Here is a 19,253-nt window from a genome sequence, read left to right as displayed (position 1 = left end):
GCAGCGCTGCCGCAGGCCGGATTCAGGCTGGTTCAGCGGCAGCTCCTGCAGCCGGTTCCACAACAGCGGCGCCACGCAGCGGTCAGCTTCCGCGCACTGCGGAGAGCGCGGCCTTGACGGCGTCCACGGCGGTGCGGACCTCGTCCTCCGAGGTATGCCAGTTGCTGACCGAGACGCGCAGGATGTCCCGGTCCCGCCAGCGGGAGCCGGACATCCACACCCTGCCATCGGCGATGATCCTCGCGGTCACTGCGCGGGTGGTCGCGTCGTCGCCGAACGCCAGGCACACCTGGGTGTAGCCGACGTCGTTCAACACCTCCACGCCGTCCACTCCACCGAGGCCTGCTGCGATGTCCGAGGCAGCCGCAACCATCCCTTGCACCTGCGCTGCCACGCCATCGCTGCCGAGGCTCTTCAGCGCTGCCCATACCGGCACGCCGCGTGCGCGCCGCGACAGTTCGGGGACCTTCTCGAACGGATCGCCGGGACCTTCGGCGTCGTGCACGAGGTAGCTGGCGTGCAAGCCCATGGCCGAACGGAGGGCTGAAGCGTCCGTGACGATGGCTATGCCGCAGTCGTAGGGCACGTTGAGGGTTTTGTGGGCATCGGTGCCCCACGAATCAGCGTCCTCGAAACCGCGGGTCAGGCTCCGCAGCTCGGGCGCTGCCGCTGCCCACAGGCCGAACGCGCCGTCGATGTGCACCCATGCGCCATGCTTCCGGGCAACGCGAATCGCTTCGGGGAAAGGATCAAAAGCGCCCGAATGGAGGTTTCCCGCCTGCAGGCAGACCAGCACGGGGCCCGAGCCTTCAGCCAGCACGGCGTCGAGGGCTTCGGGTATCAACCGCCCCTGGGCGTCGACGTCGACCACCGCAGGCTTGCCCAGGCCCAGGTACCGCAGGCCAAGGTCCACAGTGTCATGCCGTTCGCGCCCCACCAGGCAGCGGATCCGCGGAGCGCCAAACAGCCCGTCGCGGTCCAGGTCCCAGCCGGCATCCGCGAGCAGCCGCCACCGGGCGGCGGCCATGCCCGTGAAGTTGGCCATGGTGGCGCCGGTAACAAAGCCGACGTCGGCACCGGACGGGAGCCCCAGCAACTCCAGGAGCCAGTGGCCCGCGCTCTCCTCGATGGCCGCCATGGCCGGGGTGGCATACCGGAGCCCGGCGTTCTGGTCCCAGGCGCTGACCAGCCAGTCCGAGGCCAGGGCGGCAGGCAGGGTCCCGCCGATCACCCATCCGAAGAACCGGCCGGACGGCATTGCCATGAGCCCAGGTTCCGCCGTTGCGGCCAGGAGGTCAACTACCTCCTCGGCCGGCATTCCACCCCGGGGCAGCGGCCCGCCAAAAGCCTCTGCCAGATCGTGGGCTGCCGCCACCGGTCCCACCCGCCGGTCCGGAAGGCTGCCAAACCAGGCTGTGGAGTGCCGAACCGCAGCCGCCAAGGCCCGGGCGTACTCGTCGTCGCCGTGTGACATACCTGCATGCTACGCCTCAGCGCCAGCGCCCACGAGGCCCCGATAACGGGCAATATCAGGCGAAGTTCTCCTGCCAGACGTCGTAGCCGAGCTTGATGATCAGTGCCGACACGACCAGCAAAAAGACCACGCGGACAAACCGGCTCCCCTGCTTCACGGCCGTCCTGGCGCCCAGGTAACCGCCGGCCATGTTCGCCGCCCCCAGCAGCAGGCCCACTCCCCACAGGATGGACCCGTGGGGCAGGAAGAACAGCAGTGCCCCCGCGTTGGTGGCCATGTTGACGATCTTGGCTTTGGCGCTGGCCTCGAGGAAGGCATAACCCATGGCCGAGACCAGGGCGATGACAAGGAACGAGCCCGTCCCCGGCCCGATAAGGCCGTCGTAGAAACCAATGATGGCGCCGATCAGGCAGGCCACCACGTAGTGCTTGTGGCCGTCGTGGCGCAGCGCCGTGATGCCGCCGACGTCTGGTTTCAGGGCTGTGAAAAGCGCGACGGCGACCAGCGCGGTGACGATGATGGGCTTGAAGACGCTGGCGGGCAGGTTTGCCGCCAGGACGGCGCCGCCAAAGCTGCCCGCCAGGGCGATCGCGGCCATGGGCAGGGCCGTCCCCAGGTCCGGCCCAACCCGACGGTAGTAGGTGGCGGCACTCGTGGCGGTACCGAAGATGGACCCCATTTTGTTCGTGGCCAGCGCCTGGACGGGGGTGATCCCCGGGACCAGCAGCAAGGCCGGGAGCTGGATCAGCCCGCCCCCGCCCACCACTGCGTCAACCCATCCGGCCGCAAAGCCGGCCAGCACGATCAAAAGGAGAGTTGCCAGCCCGAGGGATTCGAGTCCGAACTCCACCGTTGCGTCAGTTGGTGCGGACAGCGTTGACTACGTAGTCAACAGCCTTGTCCACCGCCACGTTCTCGGCGTCGCCGCTGCGGCGGTCCTTGATCTCCACAACACCGTCCACCAGTCCGCGTCCGACAGCCAGGATGGTGGGAACGCCCACCAGCTCCGCGTCCCCGAACTTGACCCCGGGCGATACCTTGGGCCGGTCGTCGAGGAGGACATCGAGCCCCGCCGCCTCAAGTTCGGCTGCCAGCCGCTCGGCGGTTGCGAAGATCTCCTCGCCCTTGCCCACAGCGACGACATGCACATCGGCGGGGGCAACAGCCCGCGGCCAGACGAGACCCCTGGCGTCGTGGTTCGATTCAGCCAGTGCCGCAACGGCCCGGGTGACGCCGACGCCGTAAGAGCCCATGGTGACGGTGACCTGCTTGCCGTTCTGGTCCAGGACCTTCAACTCAAGGGCTTCTGCGTACTTGCGGCCGAGCTGGAAAATGTGCCCCATCTCGATACCGCGGGCGGTCTCCAGCGGACCGGAACCGTCCGGGGCGGGATCGCCCTCGCGGACCTCGGTGCACTCGATGACGCCGTCCCACGTGAAGTCGCGTCCGGCCACCAGGCCATAGACATGCTTGCCGGCCTCATTGGCGCCGGTGATCCAGGACGTGCCGCGGACCACGCGGGGGTCCACCAGGTACAGGAGTTTCGTTGGGCTTTCGGCGCCCAGCAGGGGCTCGTCCAGGGACAGGCCGGGGCCAAGGTAGCCCTTGACGATGAGCGGCTGCTTCTTGAGGTCATCGTCGTTGGCCGCTTCCAGGCCGATCTCGCCGCCGATGGGCAGGAACGAGCCGATGTTTGCCTCAACGCGCTTCAGGTCCACGCCGCGGTCGCCTGGAACACCGATGACTACCAGCTGGCGCTCTCCGGTGGGCAGGGTGACGGCGAGCACCACGTTCTTCAGCGTGTCTGCGGCAGTCCACGCGCCGCCGTCGGCCTCGCTGCGGGGCGCGATCTGGTTGGAGGCGGCCACCAGAGTGTCGATGGTGGGGGTGTCCGGGGTGTCGCGGACCTCGGCGGCGGGAGCCGCGCTGAAGTCGATGTCCGCCGGGACAACGGTGGTGACGGCCTCAACGTTGGCTGCGTAGCCGCCGGCGGAGCGCACGAACGTGTCCTCGCCGATGTCCGTGGGGTGCAGGAATTCCTCGCTCTTTGAACCGCCCATGGCACCGGCGGTCGCGGTGACGGGAATGACTTCCAGGCCCAGGCGCTCGAAGATGCGCAGGTAGGCGCCGCGGTGGGCGGCGTAGCTGGCGTCCAGGCCGGCGTCGTCAACATCGAATGAGTAGGAGTCCTTCATGATGAACTCGCGTCCGCGCAGGAGGCCCGCGCGGGGACGCGCCTCATCCCGGTACTTGTTCTGGATCTGGTAGAGGCTCAGCGGCAGGTCTTTGTAAGACGAGTACAGGTCCTTGACCAGCAGCGTGAACATTTCCTCGTGGGTGGGGGCCAGCAGGTAGTCGGCGCCCTTGCGGTCCTGTAGCCGGAACAGGCCCTCGCCGTATTCAGTCCAGCGGTTGGTGGCCTCATACGGCTCGCGGGGCAGGAGGGCCGGGAAATGGACTTCCTGCGCCCCGATGTTGGCCATCTCCTCGCGGATGATGGCTTCCACTTTGCGCAGGACGCTCAATCCCAGCGGCAGCCAGGTGTAGATGCCCGGGGCGGCGCGGCGGATGTAGCCTGCGCGGACCAGGAGCCGGTGGCTTGCCACCTCGGCGTCGACGGGATCTTCACGCAGGGTGCGCAGGAACAGCTGGGACAGTCTTGTAACCACGGGTGGGTATCCGTTTCTGGGGAGGTGCTGGAGCTACAGCAAGCCGGGCATTTCGTCTGGGTACTAATCTACCGGCTTGCGGGGGCCTTTCGGGCGGCCCGGTTCCCTGGTGGGCGCCGCCCGGCATGCACCCGGTGCAGAAGACCCGTAACGCAGTTGAGCCACGCCCGGACATGCAAAGCCCCTGGCCCCCCAAGAGGCTGGTCATCGCGTCCGGGCGTGGCTCGACGCCGTTATCGCCCAAGTACTGGTGAGGACTGGTGAGACCGCCCACGCCACTCCAGCGCAGCTAGATCGAACCTATGTGATGCAGCGCACTATGACAAGTGCTTCCCACATTCCTGGCATGCACGGGTACCCCAGCCGCCTAGAAGAGCACAGTGGCGAAGGTCCCCACCTGGCTGAAGCCCACCCGCTCGTAAGTAGCCCGCGCACGGGTGTTGAAGCCGTTGACGTAGAGGCTGGTGACGGGCGCAATCTTGCGTGCCTGCTCCACCACGGATGCCATGTACCCGGCGCTCAGGCCCTGGCCCCGGTACAGCGGGTTCATCCAGACGCCCTGGATCTGCGTGACCTCGGAGGTGACGGCACCGAGCTCGGCCTTGAACACCACCTCGCGGGCTTCGTTCAGATGCACCAGGGAGTGGCCCTGCCGGATCAGGCCCTCCACGCGGCGGCTGTAGAATTCCCTGCCGCCCAGGAAGGGCGAGTACCCCACTTCTTCTTCGAACATGGCGGCGCAGGCCGGCAGGATACGGTCGAAGTCCGCGAGGTTTCCCAGCGCCAGCCCCGGGTTCGGCTCCGCGGACGGCGGCTCGCTGATGGTCATCAACGGCTGGTCCGGGCGGACTTCATGGGCCCGGTGTCCCAGTTCAACCAGTTCGGCGTGCAGCGCAAGCACGGCGGTGGCCGGCCCGAAGGCGGATGCGTAGCGGCGTCCGGACCTGTTGGCGGCGGCGGCCACCACTCCGGCCAGGGTGGGATCAAGCTGGACGGGCACCAGGTTGGCCCCGGCCCAGCACGCACCTGCCAAAACGCCGTCGTCGAACACGCCCAGGACACCGGCACCGCCGCTGGTGGGAGCGGCGGTGCCGGCTGCGCGCAGGTGCGCGAGGATGAACACGTTGGAGACCGGATCACGCTGCGCCAGGAGCACCAAGGCAGCGGTGTCGTCCCCGTCAAGGATGCGGACGGAAATCCCCGGCGGGTCGGGGACGTCCTTACGAGACGCTAACCACGGGGCTACCCTTGACAGCATCTTCGCCATCGGCCTCCCCCATCTCTTCCGCGATACGCATGGCCTCTTCGATCAGTGTCTCAACAATCTGGCTCTCGGGCACAGTCTTGATGACCTCTCCCTTCACAAAGATCTGGCCCTTGCCGTTGCCTGAGGCAACGCCAAGATCGGCTTCGCGGGCCTCCCCGGGTCCGTTCACCACGCAGCCCATGACGGCTACGCGCAGCGGAATCTCCATTCCTTCCAGCCCGGCAGTGACCTGCTCGGCCAGCGTGTACACGTCCACCTGGGCGCGGCCGCAGGAGGGGCAGGAGACAATTTCGAGCTTGCGGGGACGCAGGTTGAGGGACTGCAGGATCTGGTTTCCCACCTTGATTTCCTCCACCGGCGGGGCCGAAAGGGAAACCCGGATGGTGTCGCCGATGCCCCTGGACAGGAGCGCACCGAAGGCCGTGGCCGACTTGATGGTTCCCTGGAACGCCGGGCCGGCCTCGGTGACGCCGAGGTGCAGGGGCCAGTCGCCTTTCTCCGCCAGCATTTCGTAGGCCGCCACCATGATGACGGGGTCATTGTGCTTGACCGAGATCTTGAAGTCGTGGAAACCATGCTCCTCGAAGAGGGACGCTTCCCAGACGGCGGATTCCACCAGCGCTTCGGGGGTTGCCTTGCCGTACTTCTTGAGGATGCCCGGCTCCAGGGATCCGGCGTTGACGCCGATGCGGATGGACGTGCCGTGATCGCGCGCCGCAGCGGCGATCTCCTTGACCTGGTCATCGAACTTGCGGATGTTGCCGGGGTTCACGCGTACCGCTGCGCAGCCGGCCTCGATCGCCGCGAAGACGTATTTGGGCTGGAAGTGGATGTCCGCAATGACCGGGATCTGCGACTTCCGCGCGATGATCGGCAGCGCCTCGGCGTCATCGGCGGACGGGCAGGCCACGCGCACAATGTCGCAGCCGGACGCCGTCAGTTCGGCGATCTGCTGCAGGGTGGCGTTGATGTCCGTGGTGGGCGTGGTGGTCATGGACTGCACGCTGATGGGCGAGTCCGATCCCACGCCCACGGAACCGACTTTGATCTGCCGGGTCTTGCGGCGGGGGGCAAGGACGGGTGGCGGTGCTGAGGGCATTCCCAGGCTGACCGAGGTCACGAGGACTCCTAGAGATTGAAAAAAGGGAGGTGGCTTAGGCGGTGAGGCCGGCGAGCACGCCGATGATGGGTGACCACTCCGTGATGCGTGTCCCGGCTACGACTCCGGCAGCGGCGAAGGGATCCTGCTTGAGGATCGAGTTGAGGGCGGCCTCGTCTGCTGCCTTGAAAATCAGCAGCGCGCCGGCCCCGTCACCGTATGGTCCGCTGGCAAGGACGGCACCGTCCTCCGCAAGGCCCGAGAGCCATTCGCGGTGCGCTGCCCGGGCTGCGTTGCGGTCTTCTGTGGAATCGGCGGCATAAACGTACTCAACGGCAAAAACTGTCATACCGCTACCCTATCTCCCTGCCTGCCTTCGCACCCATCCGGAGGGTGGACGCGCCCGGCCGGAAGGGCGGCGTGGCAGCTGTCAGGGATGCCTGCGTTCAGGCCAGGAAGAGGACCTTGATGGCTGCGGCTGTTCCCGCCGCCCACAGCATGGACGCCAGCGTTCCAATTATGAACCGTTCAGCAGCCACCGGCGTTTCCTTGAGCTCCGCGAACCTGCCCAGGCCCTTGATGGCCACAATGTAGGCGATGGCCACCGGCTGGCCGGTGAGGATGGCGAGGCAGACTCCCAGCCGCTCGAGGATTCCGATAATGGCACCGCCCCGAAGGATGCGCTGGGCGGGAGCGGCCGCCCCGGAGCCGGCAAGGCCCGACGGCGGCGTGTCGGCAGCTGCGGTCAGCTCGCCGTCGACGCCCTGGGACCCGCCCGCTGGCGGCAGGTCAACGGTCACATCCGCGGACGGATCTTCGGCGGCCCTTTTGGCTTCCTCCGCAGCCTTGGCTGCGTCTGCCCTGTCATCGATGGTCCTGGCCAGCCGGAACACCAGCGCGGTCACTGGCCACCCGGCGAATCCGGCAACGAGCAGCGCAACCGTAATCCAGAGTACGTTCACGGGTTTCCTTCCGTTGAAGTGCGGGCGGCCAGGGAATGGGCGTAGTCCAGCAGCATGGCGGCTGCCGGCCTCGCCGCCCATTCTTCCTGCCACCCTGACCTCAGCACGGCCCGGCTCACCGACTGTTCGGTTATTCCCAACTCCCGGGCCACCTGCTTCTGGCTGCCATGCCTGGCTTCACCCTGGGCGGCCCGCAGCCGGTCCACCACCCGCCACTGGGCGTCGGTGCGCTGCTGCACCAGGCGTCCAATCAAGCGAAGCACCGCCTGGGCATTTGCGCTGGCCATGGCGTCCTCCCCGGCATGGGCTTGAAGATCCTTACTGCGGACCATGGTGCCGGACACCACTGACAACGGAACCTGGCCGGCGGCACCCTTGGCGAGTTCCACGGCTTTGCGGGCCGCCACAAAGCCGCTTCCGGAGCCCTCACGCGGGCTGGCACCTGGCGCCAGCCCCACCGCCCCGATTCCTATGCCCACGTACCAGTGCCCGTCGCGGAGCGCGTGCAGTGCCACATCCACCACATGGGCGGCCTGTTCCACCACCCCCTGGAGTTCGTCGCCCACCGAACGTTCAAAGGGCACGGGCGTAAGGTTCCGCAGGGCGGTGATCAGCTCAGGGACGCGGTCAATATCGGACGTGCTGCCCTGCTGGTCGATCGTGAGGACGTACATGCCCCAACCGTACGCGGGTGACGATCCCCGATCAAACATATTTGGCTGATTATTTATTATCAGTCGAAATAGGCTGATTTTTGATAATCACCCTGCAGGAGCTAACTCCCGCTCCTGCGGGGCTGAACCACGCCGGGCTTCTCCTGATCAGGCTGGGCTCCAGGTGTCAGCCGAAGAGGTTCACCGGCTTCACGATGTCAGCGTAGATAAGGAGGGCGCTCATGCCCATCAGCAGGGCGGCTACCACGTAGGTCACCGGCAGCAGCTTGGCGATGTCGAAGGCGCCCGGGTCAGGTTTGCCAAACAGCTTGGCCACCTGGCGCCGGGCCCCCTCGTACAGGGCACCGGCAACGTGGCCGCCGTCGAGGGGCAGCAGCGGTATCAGGTTGAAGACCGCGAGTGCGAAGTTCAGGCCCGCCAGCAGCCCGACCAGTGCGGCCAGCCGGGACTGCACCGGGATTTCTTCCATGGCGGCGACTTCCCCGGCGACCCGTCCTACGCCCACCACGCTGATGGGGCCGTTGGGGTCGCGGGGTTCCTCGCTGAAGGCAGCCTTTGCCACACCCACCACGCGGGCGGGCAGGTTGAAGACCACCCCTGCCACCTGGCGGATGTTCTCCCCCGCCATGGGCAGGACGGACGACGCCGGCTGGGCCACAAGTTCCGTCTGGGAGCCGATGCCCAGGAAGCCGACGTCCTGGTAGCGGAGGGTGCCGGCGTCGTCCGTTTCCTGCCGGCCGTCCGCCCCGATGACGGGCCGGGCCGAGAGCACCGGGGTCACCGTGGTGGACACCTGGGCACCGTCCCGCTCAACGGTGATGCCCACCTCGCGCCCCGCGGAGGCCCGGATCCATTCCGTTAACTGGTCCCAGCCCGTTACTGCCTTGCCGTCGAAGGAGGTGATCCTGTCGTTCGGTTTGAGGCCGGCCGCTGCTGCAGGGGTGAGCTGGCAGTCCGCCGAGTCCGGATCGACGGTCTCCCCTGCCGCCACCTGGCATTTGGACACCTCGGAGATGGTGGTGGTGGCCGTGGCCATGCCAAAGCCCATGAGCAGCACCGCGGTGAGGAGAACGCCAAGGACCATGTTCATGGCCGGGCCGCCCAGCATCACGATGACCTTCTTCCAGACCGGAAGCCGGTAGAACACCCGCTTCTCGTCACCCGGCCCCACTTCCTCGTGGGCCATGGACCGGGCTTCAGTGGCCAGGGTCTGGAACATGCCGGTGCTGGAGGGGCGGACGGACCCGTCGTCCTTGTTGGGCGGGTACATGCCGATCATGGACACGAAGCCGCCCAGCGGGATGGCCTTCACCCCGTATTCGGTTTCACCCTTCCGCCTGGACCACAGGGTGGGGCCGAAGCCGATCATGTATTTGGTGACGCGCACCTTGAACAGCTTGGCGGGCACCATGTGCCCTACTTCGTGCAGCGCGATGGACACGGCAATACCGATCGCCACAAAGACGACGCCGAGGACAAAAAGGAGGACGGGGGTCATTGACGTGCTGCTGCTTCCTAGAGACTTCTGACTGCTAAACGTTCATTGGCGCGGGCACGTGCCCAGCTTTCAGCATCCAGCACTGACTCCACTGTCAGCCCGGAGGACCCTGGGTGTTCGCTGAGGACGGCATCAATTGTGTCCACGATGTCCGTGAACCTGATGCGCCCGGCGTGGAAAGCTGTGACGGCTTCCTCATTCGCGGCGTTGAACACGGCGGGAAACGTGCTGCCCTGCCTCGCTGCGTGCTTGGCAAGTCCGACGGCGGGAAAGGCTTCCGTGTCCAGCGGCTCGAACGTCCAGGTGGCTGCCCGCGTCCAGTCGCAGGCGGCCGCCGCTCCCGGCACCCGGTCCGGCCAGCCCAGCCCCAGGGCGATGGGAAGGCGCATGTCGGGCGGGGACGCCTGGGCGATGATGGACCCGTCGATGAACTGCACCATGGAGTGCACCACGGACTGGGGATGGACCACCACGTCGATGCGGTCAAGCGGCACGTCGAAGAGCAGGTGTGCCTCGATGACTTCCAGGCCCTTGTTGACGAGCGTGGCCGAGTTGGTGGTGACCATGACCCCCATGTCCCAGGTGGGGTGGGCCAGCGCTTCCTGGGGGGTCACCCCATGCAGCTCGTCCCTGCTCCTGCCGCGGAAAGGACCGCCGGATGCTGTGAGGATCAGTTTTTCCACTTCCGCGGCCGAGCCCGAGCGCAGGCACTGGGCGATCGCTGAGTGCTCGGAGTCAACGGGGACGATCTGGCCCTCCCGGGCTGCCGCCTTCACCAGCGATCCGCCCACGATGAGGGATTCCTTGTTGGCCAGGGCAAGCGTGGCCCCGGAATTCAAGGCCGCCAGCGTGGGTGCCAGGCCGATCGATCCGGTGATTCCATTGAGCACCACGTCCGCTTCAACGCCGGCGATCCGGGTGGAGGCGTCCGGTCCGGCGAAGATTTCGGGCCGGTAGCCGGGTATTCCTGCCGCCGCGGCAGCGTCGGCAATGAGCGATGCCAGCGTTCCGGGGTCACCGCCGGCAATGCCGATGACCGACGCGCCAGTGTGCACCGCCTGGCGGGCGAGGAGCTCCAGGTTCCCTCCCCCGGCGCTGAGGGCCACTACCTCGAAAAGGTGCGGGGCGCCGTCGACGACGTCAATCGCCTGGGTGCCGATGGAACCGGTGGATCCGAGGAGGACGATTCTGCGTGGCTGCATTGCTTAAGTATCGCGCACCGTGGTGCCCGGCCGTTCAGGACTTTCCGAGCTGTGATTCAGGCCGCAGGACAGCGGGAACGACGCCGGACAGTGCTGTTTCTGCCAGCGCCTCCCCCAGCGCCGGTGCCTGCTTGAAGAGGTTGTGCCCGGCCACGGCGCTGACGCTGCCGGCAGACCAGATTCCCACGCCGTCATCGCCCCACGGCAGTCGCGTCACCCAGCAGTGGACGTAGCCGTCCGGTTCGGGATCCAGGCCGGGCAGTGCCGTCCTTACGTAGGCCGCCGCACGGGCCGACAGTGATTCCAGGGCAGCGGGATCGGCGAGGCTCCCGTCCCGGCGCACGTCTGTTGTTTCGCTCAGGCCCACCGCGTAACGCCGGTTGTCGGCCGAGGGCGCAGCATAGACGCCGGTTTCCCCGAATACTCCGCTGCCGTCCTGGAATGTTGGCAGCGGAGCGGACGCGCCATCCCGCACACGGAACGTCACCCGGGCATGCGCGGCGTGTTCAACGGGTATGTCCAGCCCCGCGCCCCGGGCCAGCGCTGCCGTCCCGCGGCCGGCGCACAGGACCGCATGGTCGAACCGGTCTACCCGTGTCCCGGTGCGGACCTCCACACTGCGGCCGGCAGGCCGGACAGTCAGCACGTGGTCCGCCACGAGGGCGTCCTCAAGTGTCCCGGCCAGGGCGCGGAACGCGGCGCGGGTGCGGATTGCCCCGCCCTGGGCATCGAACATCGCCTTGCCCTGGAAGTCCGCGAGGATCGGCAGCGCCGCCGCGAGTTCTGCCGGTGCCAGCAGCCTCACTGGAATCTCCGGCAGGCCGCTGAGAACGCGGAGCTTGTCCTCCACGCTGTCCCCAATAGCCACCGCACCGGCGCCGGAGACCAGTTCCACACCGAACTCCGCCTCCCACTCCCGCCAGAGGGCGCGACTGTGACGCACGAACGCGGCCAGCCGGACGTCGTCGTGGGCGTGCCGGAAGATCCTCGACTCCCCGGCGGACTGTCCTGAGCCCGGGGTCCCGGACTCGTAGACGGTGACGTCCACACCCGCCTTCTGGAGGGCATGGGCTGTGGACAGCCCGACGATACCTGCACCTATTACCGCAACACGTGTCATGGATCCAGCAAAACATGTTTGTGCAGCCCGGCGCACCGGGCCAAGCACTCAGGCGGCCGCGAGTTCCACCAGGCCCTTGGCCAGCGTGGCCACGGCACCCAGGTAGGCAATGACAGTGACGATGCGGCGGGCGGACGTGGGGCGCACCCGGCCGGCCAGCAGGTCCCCCGCAACGATGCCCGCAACCATGGCTGCCAGGATCGCCAGCCACTGCCAGCCTTCCAAAGCAGGGACGTGCCCGCCGGACAACACGTACTTGCTGAGCAGCGACGTGAACCCTGTGGTGATGAAGTACGGCTGCAGGGTGGCGCTGAAGCTCTTCTGCTCCCAGCGGGTGGCGATGGCATAGGCCGTGATGGCAGGACCGCCAACACCCGCGGCGGCATTCATCAGGCCGCTGGAAAACCCCAGGGATGCCATGGGGACCGGGCCGCTGGCGCGCCAGGAACTCCTGGTCAGCCGCTGGGATGCGAGCAGGGCGATGAGGAGCAGGACGCCGATGCAGATCTGCAGCGGGGCCTCCGGCACGTTGCTTGCCAGCCAGGCACCGGGCAATACGCCGGCCAGTGCTGCGAGCGCCAGCCCGAAGTACTTCTTCCAGGCGACGTGCCGCCACACCCGGGAGAGGATAAGGAGCGATGACGTGGCACCGCAGAGGTTGACGATCATCACGCCGTCGAAGGGGCCCAGGAGCACCACCAGCACCGGGGAGACGAGCAGCCCAAAGCCCAGGCCCGCGATCCGCTGGGCCAGCGCGCCTGCAATAACGGCGATCAGCACCAGCACGAACATCCCTCGATCCTAGTGGCATCCCCTGGCGGCATCCTTCTGTGGCATCCCTGACGGGCGTCGGCGTAACGTGGAGTGCGTGGACTGGCTCTCCTGGTTCGATGCGCCGGAATACGAATTCGCGCGGCAGGTGCTGCAGCGGGGTGTGGCGGCGCTGTACTTCGTCGCGTTCCTGTCCTCGCTGAACCAGTTCCCGGCGCTCCTGGGTGAGCGGGGCCTCCTCCCGGCACCTGACTTCCTGTCCGGTTTCAGCCGCCTGCGGCGGCCCACCCTGTTCCGCTGGCGGTACACGGACCGGCTGCTACGCTGGGTGTGTGCCGCCGGGCTGCTGGTGTCGGCGCTGCTGGTGGCCGGCATCCCGCAGCAGGGCCCGCCTTGGGTTCCACTCATCGCGTTCCTGGCCCTGTGGCTGCTGTATATGTCCATCGTCAATGTGGGACAGACGTTCTACGGCTTCGGGTGGGAGATGCTGCTCCTGGAGGCCGGCTTCACCGTGGCCTTCCTGGGCTCGGACCAGACCGACCCGCCGCGCACCATCCTGATCCTGATCGTGTGGCTGGTGTTCCGGCTGGAGTTCGGTGCCGGGATGATCAAGATCCGCGGCGGCCGGGAGTGGCGTGACCTGACGGCCCTGTACTACCACCACGAGACCCAGCCGATGCCGGGGCCGCTGAGCCGCCAGGCGCACCTCCTGCCGAGGCCCCTGCACAAGGTCGAGGTCCTCGGCAACCACTTCGCCCAGCTGGTGGTGCCGTTCTTCCTGTTCGCACCCCAGCCCGTCGCCAGCGTGGCCGCGGGGATCGTCATTTTCACGCAGCTGTGGCTGGTGGCCACAGGCAACTTCGCCTGGCTGAACTGGATTGCCATCGTGCTCGCCTTCGCCGCTGTCAGCGATCCCGTTGCGCATGCCGTGCTGCCGGCCATCCCCCTGGACTGGCACGGCCAGGCCGGCGTGGAGAGGGAGACTCCCCTGTGGTGGCTGGCCCTCACCCTGGCGGCCACGCTGCTGCTGGTGGTCCTCAGCTACTGGCCGCTGCGCAACCTTTTCTCCCGCCGCCAGCTGATGAATGCCAGCTTCAACCGGTGGCAGCTGGTCAATACCTACGGGGCATTCGGCACCGTGACCAAGCAGCGGATTGAGATTGTGGTGGAGGGAACCTTCGACGAGGATCCGGACGAGTCCTCCGACTGGCGGGAGTACGGTTTCAGGGGCAAGCCGGGTGATGTCCGCAGGCTCCCCCGGCAGTGGGCGCCCTACCACCTGCGGCTTGACTGGCTGATGTGGTTCCTGCCGCTGAGGACCGTCCACGAGGAATGGTTCTATGCCTTCCTGGGAAAGCTGCTGGAGGCGGACCGGCAGACCCTGCGGCTCCTCCGCCATGACCCGTTCGACGGCGCACCGCCGCGCTGGGTGCGCGTGCGCAGCTACCGCTACCGCTTTGCCGGCCGGCAAGAGTTCAGGGAGACCGGGAACCGTTGGGTGCGGACGCTGCTCTATGAGCCGATTCCGCCGCTGTCATTGCGGCGGTCGCCCGGGCGGATGGGGTGAAGGCGGCCGGGTTGAGCCGGCACCCCCCAATCATATCGTCTAGCCGCGGGCCTGGGCGCGGCGGATAATTTCCTGTGCGTGCATAAGGATGGGACCGTCGATCATCTTTCCTTGGTGCTTGAACACTCCCGAGCCGGCGGCTGCTGCAGCCTCAAGGAGGGCTTCAGCATCCGCGACGTCGGCGGCGGAGGGTGCGTAGGCGGCCCGGACCACGGCGGCCTGGCTCGGATGGATGCACGCTTTGGAGCTGAAGCCGGAGGCCACGGCGTCGGCCGCTTCCTCCTCCAGCCCGGCAAGATCCGGGATGTCCGTGTACACCGCGTCCACCGCCTCCTTGCCGTGGGCGCGCGCAGCCAGCAGCACGGCGGAACGGGCGTGCAGCGCCACGGCCCGGTAACCGTCGTCGGCCTTCCTGCTGGACGTGCCGCCAAGCGATGCCAGCAGGTCCTCTGCCCCCCACATCAGGCCCACCACGTTGGGGGCGGCTGCCATGGCGGGGGCGTTGAGGACTCCCAGTGCTGTTTCACACAGAGCGATGACCTTGTAGCCGTCCAGGGCTTCGAGCTGCTGGACGGTTTCCGCTTTAGCCAGCATGACCGTCCGGTAGGGCGTGTGGGCAAGGCAGTGGAGATCCTTCTCGAACTCCTCGGTGCCGGCGGGATTCACCCGCACGATGGTGCAGCTGGGTTCAAGCTCCGGCTCCACCCCCGTGGTTCCCAGCTGGGCGAGGATGGCGCCGCGGGCGCGCTGCTTGTCCGCTGGTGCCACGGCGTCTTCAAGGTCCAGGATGACGGCGTCCGCCCGGGCAGCGGCCTTCTGGTAGCGCTCGGGCCGGTCGGCGGGGCAGAACAGCAGGGCGGGGCCCATTACAAAAGTCATACCGGCATTGTCTCCTGTCCGTTCCCCTGCCCTCTGCCGGGCTGGCCCGTATGGGCTTCCCGCGTCCACATCAGGCAGCTCCGCGTGGCAAGTGCCACCACCGTGCCGTCCTGGTTGCGGCCTGTGTGCTCCATGGTGACGATTCCCTGCCCGGGCCGGGAGCCCGAGAGCCGCTTTCCGCTGATGACCGTCTCGGTGTAAAGCGTGTCACCGTGGTAGAGCGGGTGCGGAAAGGAAACATCAGTAAGGCCAAGCTGCGCAATGATGGTCCCCTGCGTCAGCTGGGAAACGGACTGTCCCACCATGGTGGCCAGGGTGAACATGGAGTTCATGAGGCGCTGGCCGAAGGGCTGCCCGGCGCTCCAGGCGGCATCCAGGTGCAGGGCCTGGGTGTTCATGGTGAGCGTGGTGAACAGGACGTTGTCCGCCTCTGTCACGGTGCGGCCAGGGCGGTGGGCGTACGTGACCCCTTCTTCCAGTTCCTCGAAGTACAGTCCCCGCTGTTCGACCACCCGCGGTTCCCCGCCGGTTGAGCCTGCCGCAGCACCGCCACCGCCGCTCATACGGTCAGTTCCTGGTCCTCTTCGAACAGCTCGGCCCCGGTGGCGGCGGCCACGTCCTCCGCTGACACGTTGGGCGCCAGCTCGCGCAGCACCAGCCGGGACCCGTATTCGTCCGCCACGACGTCGATGACGGCCAGGTCCGTGATGATCCGGTCCACGCAGCCTTTGCCGGTCAGCGGCAGGGAGCACTCCTGGACGATCTTCGGGTTCCCGTTGCGGTCCACGTGCTCCATCATCACGATCACCTTCTTGGCACCGAACACCAGGTCCATGGCGCCGCCCATTCCCTTGACCATCTTGCCCGGAATCATCCAGTTGGCCAGGTCACCGTTGGCGGCCACCTCCATGGCGCCCAGGACGGCCACGTCCACGTGGCCGCCGCGGATCATGCCGAAGGAAGAAGCCGAATCGAAGAACGCGGCACCCTTGTTGACGGTGACTGTCTCCTTGCCCGCGTTGATCAGGTCCGGATCAATGGCGTTTTCCTCCGGATAGGGGCCGACGCCGAGGATTCCGTTCTCCGAGTGGAGCACCACTTCCACGCCATCGGGGATGTAGTTGGGGATGAGGGTGGGCATGCCGATGCCCAGGTTGACGTACTGGCCGTTGCTGAGCTCCTTGGCCACCCGGGCCGCCAGTTCGTTCCGGGTCCACCCTTTGGCGCCGGCTCCGTCAGCCTCCACCTCGTGCTGCTGCGCCGCCGCCCGGCGGTACTCTGGCCGCACGCCTTCCGGCCGCGGAGCGTCGGGGCTGTTGGGGTCCATGGCTATGCTCCTGCCTGCCGGGGGCTGCCGGCGTTGTGTGCGGATTCTGCCTGTCCGGGCCGGGCCAGGGCCACGGTCCGTTTTTCGATGCGTTTCTCCGCGTTTGCGGCGAGGACCACACGCTGGACGAAGATGCCAGGGGTGTGGATGTGTTCCGGGTCCAGCTCGCCCGGCTCCACGAGCTCCTCCACCTCGGCAATGGTGATCCTGCCGGCCATGGCACACAGGGGGTTGAAGTTCATGGCGGTGGCGTGGAAGACCAGGTTTCCGTGCCGGTCCCCTTTCCATGCATGGACAAGCCCGAAGTCCGGGGTCAGGGCTTCCTCCAGCACATAGTCGACCCCGCCGAAGGAGCGCACCTCCTTAGGCGCGGAAGCCACGGCAATCCCGCCCTCGGCGTCGTACTTTTGGGGCAGCCCGCCCTCCGATACCTGGGTGCCCACCCCTGCCGTGGTGTAGAAGCCAGGGATCCCGGCGCCGCCGGCGCGCAGCTTCTCGGCCAGGGTGCCCTGCGGGGTGAGCACCACCTCAAGCTCACCCGCCAGGTACTGCCGGGCGAACTCCTTGTTCTCGCCCACGTAGGAGCTGATGGTGCGGCGGATCCGCGCGTCCCGGAGCAGGATGCCGAGTCCCCAGTCGTCCACGCCGCAGTTGTTGCTGATGGTTTCCAGGTCTGTTGTGCCTGCCCGGTGCAGTGCGTCAATGAGGGTGACCGGGATTCCACAGAGGCCGAATCCGCCCACGGCCAGGGAGGCGCCGTCCGGGATGTCCGCTATGGCTTCGTCAGCGCTGGCAACAACCTTGTCAATCATCGGTGATCCTCTCAGGCGGGCTACGGTGCCAGTTACTACAGTGCCAGTACTACAGACCCAGTTCGCGGGCGATCAGTATCAGCTGCACCTCCGTGGTGCCTTCCCCCACTTCAAGGATCTTGGAGTCGCGGTAGTGGCGTGCCACGGTGAACTCGTTGATGAAGCCATAGCCGCCGAATACCTGGGTGGCATCCCGCGCGTTGTCCATGGCTGCCTCGCCTGCGACCATCTTAGCGATGGCCGCCTGGGTCTTGAACGGCTTTCCGGCAAGCATGCGGAACGCCGCATCGTAGTAGGCCAGGCGGGCGGTGTGGGCACGGGCCTCCATGCGTGCGATCTTGAAGGAGATGGCCTGGTACTTGCCGATCTGGTGGCCGAAGGCGCTGCGCTCCTTGGCGTACTTGACTGACAGGTCCACGCAGCCCTGTGCTGCGCCCGCAGCCAGCGCGGCAATGGCGATCCGCCCTTCATCGAGGATGGACAGGAAATTGGCGTAGCCGCGGCCCTCCGCTCCCAGCAGGTTCCCTTCCGGAACGCGGACGTCCTTCAGCGTCAGCGGGTGGGTGTCCGAGGCGTTCCAGCCCACTTTGTTGTACGGTTTTTCCGCCTTGAAACCGGGGGTGTCCGTGGGCACCAGGATGGTGGAGATTTCCTTCTGCACCGTGCCGTCCCCGCGGTCCTTTTGCCCGGTAACGGCGGTGACCGTCACCAGCCGGGTGATGTCCGTTCCGGAGTTGGTGATGAACTCCTTATTGCCGTTGATCACCCACTCTGTCTTGTCTCCGACGGTCTCGCGCCGCGCCGTGGTTTTGGTGCCGCCCGCGTCCGATCCTGCTTCCGGTTCGGTCAGCCCGAATCCGGCGAGCGCCTGGCCGGACGCGAGCATGGGCAGCCACTCCTGTTTCTGGGCGTCCGTGCCAAAGCGGTAGATGGGCATGGCTCCCAGCGAGACGCCGGCTTCCAGGGTGATGGCCACAGACTGGTCCACCCGGCCCAGCTGCTCCAGGGCGAGGGCCAGGGCGAAGTAGTCCCCGCCCATGCCGCCGAATTCCTCGGGGAAGGGCAGCCCGAACAGCCCCATTTCCGCCATCTGCTTGACCACGCCGTACGGGAAGCTGTGCTCTTCGTCGTGCTTGGCGGACACCGGCGCCACCACGTTGTCCGCGAAGTCCCGGACCGTGTCGCTGAGGTCCTGGTATTCCTCGTTGAGTTCAAAACCTGCCATGCCTAGGCTCCTTCGCCATTGGGTGTGTCTGTTTCTGCGCCCGTATCTTCGCCTGCGGCGCCTGTGTGGGGGTGGATGGTGGCCAGCACCTGGTCCGCCTTCACCAGGTCGCCGGGGCGGGCGGTGAGATGGACGGTGCCGTCCAGCGGGGCCACCAGCTGGTGCTCCATCTTCATGGCCTCGACCGAGACGAGAAGCTGGCCGGCCGCCACGGTGTCCCCGTCACTGACCGGAACGGAGACCACTGTTCCCGGCATGGGTGAACGCACCGCGGGATCGGTGGCGCCCTCCTCCCGCTGGAGGGCCGCAAGCACCCGGTCAAGCCTCGCTTCGCGGCTCAGTACGTCCAGCCGGCAGGACCAGCCCCCATTGCCCAGGAACAGTTCCGCGGGTATGCCGACAACTGGCGAATCACGGGTTGGGTCGGCCGGGCCGCGGAAGACCGGCGCAATGGAGTACGTACTGGTGCGGCCGTCGAGGGTCAGCACTGCCTGCCGCCGGGAGGGGAATTCCAGCCGCGCCGGCCGGGCAGGCCCGTCCCCCACGGCCACGAGGAACATCCTCCCGGAAACAGTGCCGTCCGAAGCCGTGCCGTCCGGAACAGCGCCGTCCGGAACAGCGCCGTCCCTGGGTTCCGTTCCCACACTTGTTCAGGGTGGCGGGGAAGTCAAGGAGGGCGGCTCCCCCGCCCGGCCGGCAGCATGGGT

Annotated in this window: 19 protein-coding genes; 1 reads left to right on the top strand and 18 read right to left on the bottom strand. The window is 67.1% G+C overall.

Features of this window, described 5'->3' with window-relative positions; genetic code table 11:
• Positions 1 to 82 precede the first annotated feature (82 nt).
• From ACKAE7_RS17350 to ACKAE7_RS17295, 12 genes are all read right to left on the bottom strand, one after another.
• Complete coding sequence (locus ACKAE7_RS17350; protein ID WP_191036040.1) at positions 83 to 1,474, bottom strand: pyridoxal-dependent decarboxylase; 1,392 nt, start codon at positions 1,472 to 1,474, stop codon at positions 83 to 85.
• Between the two features lie 55 nt (positions 1,475 to 1,529).
• Positions 1,530 to 2,324: a TSUP family transporter gene (locus tag ACKAE7_RS17345; protein WP_188809345.1), complete on the bottom strand. Its 795-nt coding sequence runs from the start codon at positions 2,322 to 2,324 to the stop codon at positions 1,530 to 1,532.
• Between the two features lie 7 nt (positions 2,325 to 2,331).
• Positions 2,332 to 4,143 carry a proline--tRNA ligase gene (locus tag ACKAE7_RS17340; RefSeq protein ID WP_408979859.1) on the bottom strand — a complete coding sequence of 604 codons (1,812 nt, stop codon included), beginning with the start codon at positions 4,141 to 4,143 and terminating at the stop codon, positions 2,332 to 2,334.
• A gap of 367 nt (positions 4,144 to 4,510) precedes the next feature.
• On the bottom strand, positions 4,511 to 5,401 hold the full coding sequence (locus ACKAE7_RS17335) for a GNAT family N-acetyltransferase (protein ID WP_188809442.1): 891 nt from the start codon (positions 5,399 to 5,401) through the stop codon (positions 4,511 to 4,513).
• Positions 5,364 to 6,530 carry a flavodoxin-dependent (E)-4-hydroxy-3-methylbut-2-enyl-diphosphate synthase gene (gene ispG / locus ACKAE7_RS17330; protein ID WP_013600504.1) on the bottom strand — a complete coding sequence of 389 codons (1,167 nt, stop codon included), beginning with the start codon at positions 6,528 to 6,530 and terminating at the stop codon, positions 5,364 to 5,366. The genes ACKAE7_RS17335 and ispG overlap by 38 nt, the downstream gene beginning before the upstream one ends.
• Before the next feature lie 34 nt (positions 6,531 to 6,564).
• Positions 6,565 to 6,858: a YciI family protein gene (locus ACKAE7_RS17325; protein WP_188809343.1), complete on the bottom strand. Its 294-nt coding sequence runs from the start codon at positions 6,856 to 6,858 to the stop codon at positions 6,565 to 6,567.
• Positions 6,859 to 6,955: 97 nt separating this feature from the next.
• A complete protein-coding gene (locus ACKAE7_RS17320; RefSeq protein ID WP_188809342.1) occupies positions 6,956 to 7,471 on the bottom strand; it encodes a hypothetical protein in 516 nt (171 codons plus the stop codon).
• Positions 7,468 to 8,145, bottom strand: a complete 678-nt coding sequence (locus ACKAE7_RS17315) for a MarR family transcriptional regulator (RefSeq protein WP_191036042.1) — start codon at positions 8,143 to 8,145, stop codon at positions 7,468 to 7,470. The genes ACKAE7_RS17320 and ACKAE7_RS17315 overlap by 4 nt, the downstream gene beginning before the upstream one ends.
• A gap of 166 nt (positions 8,146 to 8,311) precedes the next feature.
• Complete coding sequence (locus tag ACKAE7_RS17310) at positions 8,312 to 9,643, bottom strand: M50 family metallopeptidase (protein WP_408979858.1); 1,332 nt, start codon at positions 9,641 to 9,643, stop codon at positions 8,312 to 8,314.
• Between the two features lie 17 nt (positions 9,644 to 9,660).
• Positions 9,661 to 10,845 carry a 1-deoxy-D-xylulose-5-phosphate reductoisomerase gene (gene dxr, locus ACKAE7_RS17305; protein ID WP_408979857.1) on the bottom strand — a complete coding sequence of 395 codons (1,185 nt, stop codon included), beginning with the start codon at positions 10,843 to 10,845 and terminating at the stop codon, positions 9,661 to 9,663.
• Between the two features lie 34 nt (positions 10,846 to 10,879).
• Positions 10,880 to 11,965, bottom strand: a complete 1,086-nt coding sequence (locus tag ACKAE7_RS17300) for an NAD(P)/FAD-dependent oxidoreductase (protein ID WP_408979856.1) — start codon at positions 11,963 to 11,965, stop codon at positions 10,880 to 10,882.
• A 48-nt stretch (positions 11,966 to 12,013) separates the two neighbouring features.
• Positions 12,014 to 12,757 (bottom strand): TSUP family transporter, encoded by a 744-nt coding sequence (locus tag ACKAE7_RS17295; RefSeq protein WP_190613545.1) that lies wholly within the window; start codon positions 12,755 to 12,757, stop codon positions 12,014 to 12,016.
• A 76-nt stretch (positions 12,758 to 12,833) separates the two neighbouring features.
• On the opposite strand from ACKAE7_RS17295, the gene ACKAE7_RS17290 reads away from it, so the two are divergent.
• A complete protein-coding gene (locus ACKAE7_RS17290) occupies positions 12,834 to 14,303 on the top strand; it encodes a lipase maturation factor family protein (protein WP_408979855.1) in 1,470 nt (489 codons plus the stop codon).
• 39 nt (positions 14,304 to 14,342) lie between these two features.
• Here ACKAE7_RS17290 and ACKAE7_RS17285 read toward each other — a convergent pair whose 3' ends face one another.
• The 6 genes from ACKAE7_RS17285 to ACKAE7_RS17260 are packed head-to-tail and all read right to left on the bottom strand — an operon-like array spanning position 14,343 to position 19,190.
• Positions 14,343 to 15,182, bottom strand: a complete 840-nt coding sequence (locus ACKAE7_RS17285) for an HpcH/HpaI aldolase/citrate lyase family protein (protein WP_408979854.1) — start codon at positions 15,180 to 15,182, stop codon at positions 14,343 to 14,345.
• A complete protein-coding gene (locus tag ACKAE7_RS17280) occupies positions 15,179 to 15,745 on the bottom strand; it encodes a MaoC family dehydratase (RefSeq protein ID WP_188809334.1) in 567 nt (188 codons plus the stop codon). The genes ACKAE7_RS17285 and ACKAE7_RS17280 overlap by 4 nt, the downstream gene beginning before the upstream one ends.
• Positions 15,742 to 16,509 carry a CoA transferase subunit B gene (locus ACKAE7_RS17275; protein ID WP_229666314.1) on the bottom strand — a complete coding sequence of 256 codons (768 nt, stop codon included), beginning with the start codon at positions 16,507 to 16,509 and terminating at the stop codon, positions 15,742 to 15,744. The genes ACKAE7_RS17280 and ACKAE7_RS17275 overlap by 4 nt, the downstream gene beginning before the upstream one ends.
• Positions 16,510 to 16,511: 2 nt before the next feature.
• Positions 16,512 to 17,321, bottom strand: coding sequence for a CoA transferase subunit A (locus tag ACKAE7_RS17270; RefSeq protein WP_191036045.1), 810 nt, complete (start codon positions 17,319 to 17,321; stop codon positions 16,512 to 16,514).
• 49 nt (positions 17,322 to 17,370) lie between these two features.
• Positions 17,371 to 18,546 carry an acyl-CoA dehydrogenase family protein gene (locus tag ACKAE7_RS17265; protein ID WP_408979853.1) on the bottom strand — a complete coding sequence of 392 codons (1,176 nt, stop codon included), beginning with the start codon at positions 18,544 to 18,546 and terminating at the stop codon, positions 17,371 to 17,373.
• A 2-nt stretch (positions 18,547 to 18,548) separates the two neighbouring features.
• The gene (locus tag ACKAE7_RS17260; RefSeq protein WP_408979852.1) at positions 18,549 to 19,190 is read right to left on the bottom strand and encodes an acetyl-CoA carboxylase biotin carboxyl carrier protein subunit; all 642 of its coding nucleotides are present in this window, start codon (positions 19,188 to 19,190) and stop codon (positions 18,549 to 18,551) included.
• Positions 19,191 to 19,253: the final 63 nt, after the last annotated feature.

This window comes from Pseudarthrobacter sp. NKDBFgelt (assembly GCF_046097905.1).
In the GTDB taxonomy this organism is placed as follows: domain Bacteria; phylum Actinomycetota; class Actinomycetes; order Actinomycetales; family Micrococcaceae; genus Arthrobacter; species Arthrobacter polychromogenes.
This window is presented reverse-complemented; position numbering and strand designations above follow the sequence as displayed.